Origin of the sequence: Kitasatospora sp. NPDC058965, assembly GCF_042741245.1 — a bacterium.
Classification (GTDB): Bacteria; Actinomycetota; Actinomycetes; order Streptomycetales; family Streptomycetaceae; genus Kitasatospora.
In genome coordinates, this window is record NZ_JBHYKG010000510.1 from 1 (window position 1) to 3,577 (window position 3,577).

Here is a 3,577-nt window from a genome sequence, read left to right on the forward strand (position 1 = left end):
AGTCGACCAGCGGGCCACCGGAGGAGCTGACGCGGGGTCAGTCCGGGTCGGTCACTCGGCGTCCTTGATCTCGCAGAGCGCGGCGCCGCTGCTGACGCTCGCCCCGACCTCCGCCTTCAGGCCGACGACGGTGCCGGCCTTGTGGGCGTTGAGCGGCTGCTCCATCTTCATCGCCTCCAGGACGACGATCAGGTCGCCCTCGGCGACGACCTGGCCCTCCTCCACGGCGACCTTGACGATGGTGCCCTGCATCGGCGAGGCCAGGGTGTCGCCGGAGACGGCCGAACCGGCCTTCTTGGCGCCCACCCGGCGCTTGGCCTTGCCGGCCCCGGCGGCGGCCGCCGCCGGCGCGCTGCCGACGCCCAGCGAGGCGGGCAGCGAGACCTCGATCCGCTTGCCGCCGACCTCGACCACCACGGTCTCGCGGCCGTCCGGCTCCTCGCCGTCGCCCGGGGCGCCGGCGAACGGCTTGATGGTGTTGTTGAAGTCGGTCTCGATCCAGCGGGTGTAGACGCTGAACGGCGCGTCGGAGCCGTGCACCTCCGGCGCGAAGGCCGGGTCGGTGACGACCGCCTGGTGGAACGGGATGGCGGTGGCCATACCCTCGACCTTGAACTCGGCCAGTGCGCGGCGTGCCCGCTCCAGGGCCTGCTTGCGGTCGCGGCCGCTGACGATCAGCTTGGCCAGCAGCGAGTCCCAGGCGGGGCCGATGACCGAGCCGCTCTCCACGCCGGAGTCCAGCCGGACGCCGGGGCCGGACGGCGGCGCGAACAGGGTCACGGTGCCGGGCGCGGGCAGGAAGTTGCGGCCCGGGTCCTCGCCGTTGATCCGGAACTCGAACGAGTGACCGCGGACCTCCGGGTCGTCGTAGCCGAGCTCTTCGCCGTCGGCGATCCGGAACATCTCGCGCACCAGGTCCAGGCCGGTGACCTCCTCGGTCACCGGGTGCTCGACCTGCAGGCGGGTGTTGACCTCCAGGAAGGAGATCGTGCCGTCGGTGGCGACCAGGAACTCGCAGGTCCCGGCGCCGACGTAGCCGGCCTCGCGCAGGATCGCCTTGGACGCCCGGTACAGCTCGGCGTTCTGCTCGGCGGTCAGGAACGGCGCGGGCGCCTCCTCGACCAGCTTCTGGTGGCGGCGCTGCAGCGAGCAGTCACGGGTGGAGACGACCACCACGTTGCCGTGCTGGTCGGCCAGGCACTGGGTCTCCACGTGCCGCGGGTTGTCCAGGTACCGCTCGACGAAGCACTCGCCGCGACCGAAGGCGGCGACCGCCTCGCGGACCGCCGACTCGAACAGCTCCGGGATCTCCTCCAGGGTGCGGGCGACCTTGAGGCCGCGACCGCCACCGCCGAAGGCGGCCTTGATGGCCACCGGCAGGCCGTGCTCGGTGGCGAACGCCACCACCTCGTCCGGGCCGGAGACCGGGTCCGGGGTGCCGGCCACCAGCGGCGCACCGGCCCGCTGGGCCACGTGCCGGGCGGTGACCTTGTCGCCCAGGTCGCGGATGGCCTGCGGCGGCGGGCCGATCCAGATCAGCCCCGCGTCGAGCACCGCCTGGGCGAACTCGGCGTTCTCGGAGAGGAAGCCGTACCCGGGGTGGACGGCGTCCGCCCCGGAGTCGGCGGCCGCCTTGAGGACCTTCGCGATGTCCAGGTAACTGGTCGCGGGCGTGTCGCCGCCGAGAGCGTAGGCCTCGTCGGCCGCGCGGACGTGCAGCGCGTCCCGGTCAGGCTCGGCATAGACGGCGACACTGGCGATACCGGCGTCCGAGCATGCCCTGGCGACGCGGACGGCGATTTCTCCGCGGTTGGCGATGAGCACCTTGCGCACTGTGGCTCCCTTCTTGAACCTCGATGGAGTTTAGGGATGAGGGGGTGGTACCGGCGAGTAGCCCCTGGTGGTGAGCTTGCCCACACGGAGCGTCACGCACATGGTGATCATGTGCGCACGGAGCGGGAGGACCGCAGGTGGCAACGGTACGCCGATGACTTGGGGTCTTACTGGAGCTTCCTTGAGGCTGCGGTGGTCTTCGCCACATCAGGGGGCGAGCGCGGCCGGACTCTGGGAGGTGGCGGCGGGTGCTGGGGTGGTCGCGGCGGCGGTCACGTCGGCCACCAGCTCGACCTCGTCCGGTCCGTACCGGGCGGGATTGATCACCCGCAGCATCAGCACGAAGTTCCCGCGCGCGCCGTGACGGCGCATCAGCTCGCGCTGACGGCGCACCAGGTAGCGCACCGCGGCGAGGTTGCCGATCGCCGCCTGACCACCGATCAGGAAGGTGGGCCGGCGCCCGTCGCCCGGGTCGAGCCGGGCCAGCAGCGCGTAGCTCCAGCCCGGCGAGGTCTTGCTGGTCGGCTCGCCGTGGTACTCCTGGTCACCGACGGTGATCGAGCCCCAGGTGCCCGGGGTGTACTGGAACGAGACGCCGGGCAGCCGCCAGAGCAGGTGGGCCGCGGTGCGCTCGTTGCTGTTCGGGCCGCCCAGGCAGAACTCGGCCTTCTCGCCGAGGCCCTCGTGGCTCTGGTCGTGCGAGATGATCTCCGGGCGGGCGCCGCAGGAGTTCACCAGCACGGCGAGCTCCATCAGGGCGCCCACGTCGTTGCGGTGCACGCTCTGTCCGTGCGTGGAACTGACGTGCCGGTTGATGACCAGCAGGCAGTCGCTGCCGCCGGGCATCCCGAAGAAGGTGCGCAGCCGGTCCAGCCGGCGCCGCCTGCGCCCGAACTGCACCGCCCAGCCGGTCCCCGCGCCGATCGCGCTGGTCAGCAGTCCCAGCACGATGTTGAGCACCATGTCCGTCATCTGGCCCTCCCCGTTGCGACGGCGGCGCCAGCCTAGCGGCGGCGGCCGGTCAGCTCCACAGATCCGTGATGCGCAGGTCGAGTTCGCCGAGCAGGGTGCGCAGCAGCGGCAGCGACAGGCCGATCACGTTGCCGTGGTCGCCCTCGATGCCCGCCACGAACGGGGCGGAGCGCCCGTCCAGGGTGAAGGCGCCGGCCACGTGCAGCGGCTCGCCGCTGGCCACGTACGCCTCGACCTCGGCGTCGTCGGGCTCGGCGAAGTGCACGGTGGTGGAGGCGGTGGCACTGGCCCGGCGGCCCGTGGCGGTGTCGATCACGCAGTGGCCGGTGCGCAGCACGCCGGAGCGGCCGCGCATCGCGTGCCAGCGGCGCACCGCCTCGGCGGCGTCGGCGGGCTTGCCGAGCGCCTGGCCGTCCAGCTCCAGCACCGAGTCGCAGCCGATCACCAGCTCGCCGTCGGTGAGCCGGTCGGCCACCGCGGCGGCCTTGGCCCGGGCCAGCACCAGGGCCAGCTCGGCCGGGCTGTCGGCGGTCAGCGCGTCCTCGTCCACCCCGCTGACGATCACCTGCGGATCGAGGCCGGCCTGGCGCAGCAGGCCCAGGCGGGCGGGGGAGGCGGAGGCGAGCACGAGCGGGCGGCGATCAGTCATGCCGCCCACCCTACGGGTCGTCACACCCGGGCCGAGCCGGGGGTTTCCTCCCCAGCGGGGGGACCCCAGCAGCGCGCCCCGGCGGGCCTCCGCGCGCCCCGCCGGGAGTGCGCCAGGCGGCGG

At 73.1% G+C, this 3,577-nt stretch carries 3 protein-coding genes; all 3 read right to left on the reverse strand.

What is annotated here, in order from left to right; translation table 11 throughout:
* Window positions 1-51: 51 nt before the first annotated feature.
* The gene (locus ACFW1A_RS39430; protein ID WP_380418335.1) at window positions 52-1,833 is read right to left on the reverse strand and encodes an acetyl/propionyl/methylcrotonyl-CoA carboxylase subunit alpha; all 1,782 of its coding nucleotides are present in this window, start codon (window positions 1,831-1,833) and stop codon (window positions 52-54) included.
* A gap of 207 nt (window positions 1,834-2,040) precedes the next feature.
* Window positions 2,041-2,805, reverse strand: a complete 765-nt coding sequence (locus ACFW1A_RS39435; protein ID WP_380418337.1) for a hypothetical protein — start codon at window positions 2,803-2,805, stop codon at window positions 2,041-2,043.
* Between the two features lie 49 nt (window positions 2,806-2,854).
* Entirely contained in the window at window positions 2,855-3,454 is a 600-nt protein-coding gene (locus ACFW1A_RS39440) for a nucleoside triphosphate pyrophosphatase (protein ID WP_380418339.1), read from the reverse strand.
* Window positions 3,455-3,577: the final 123 nt, after the last annotated feature.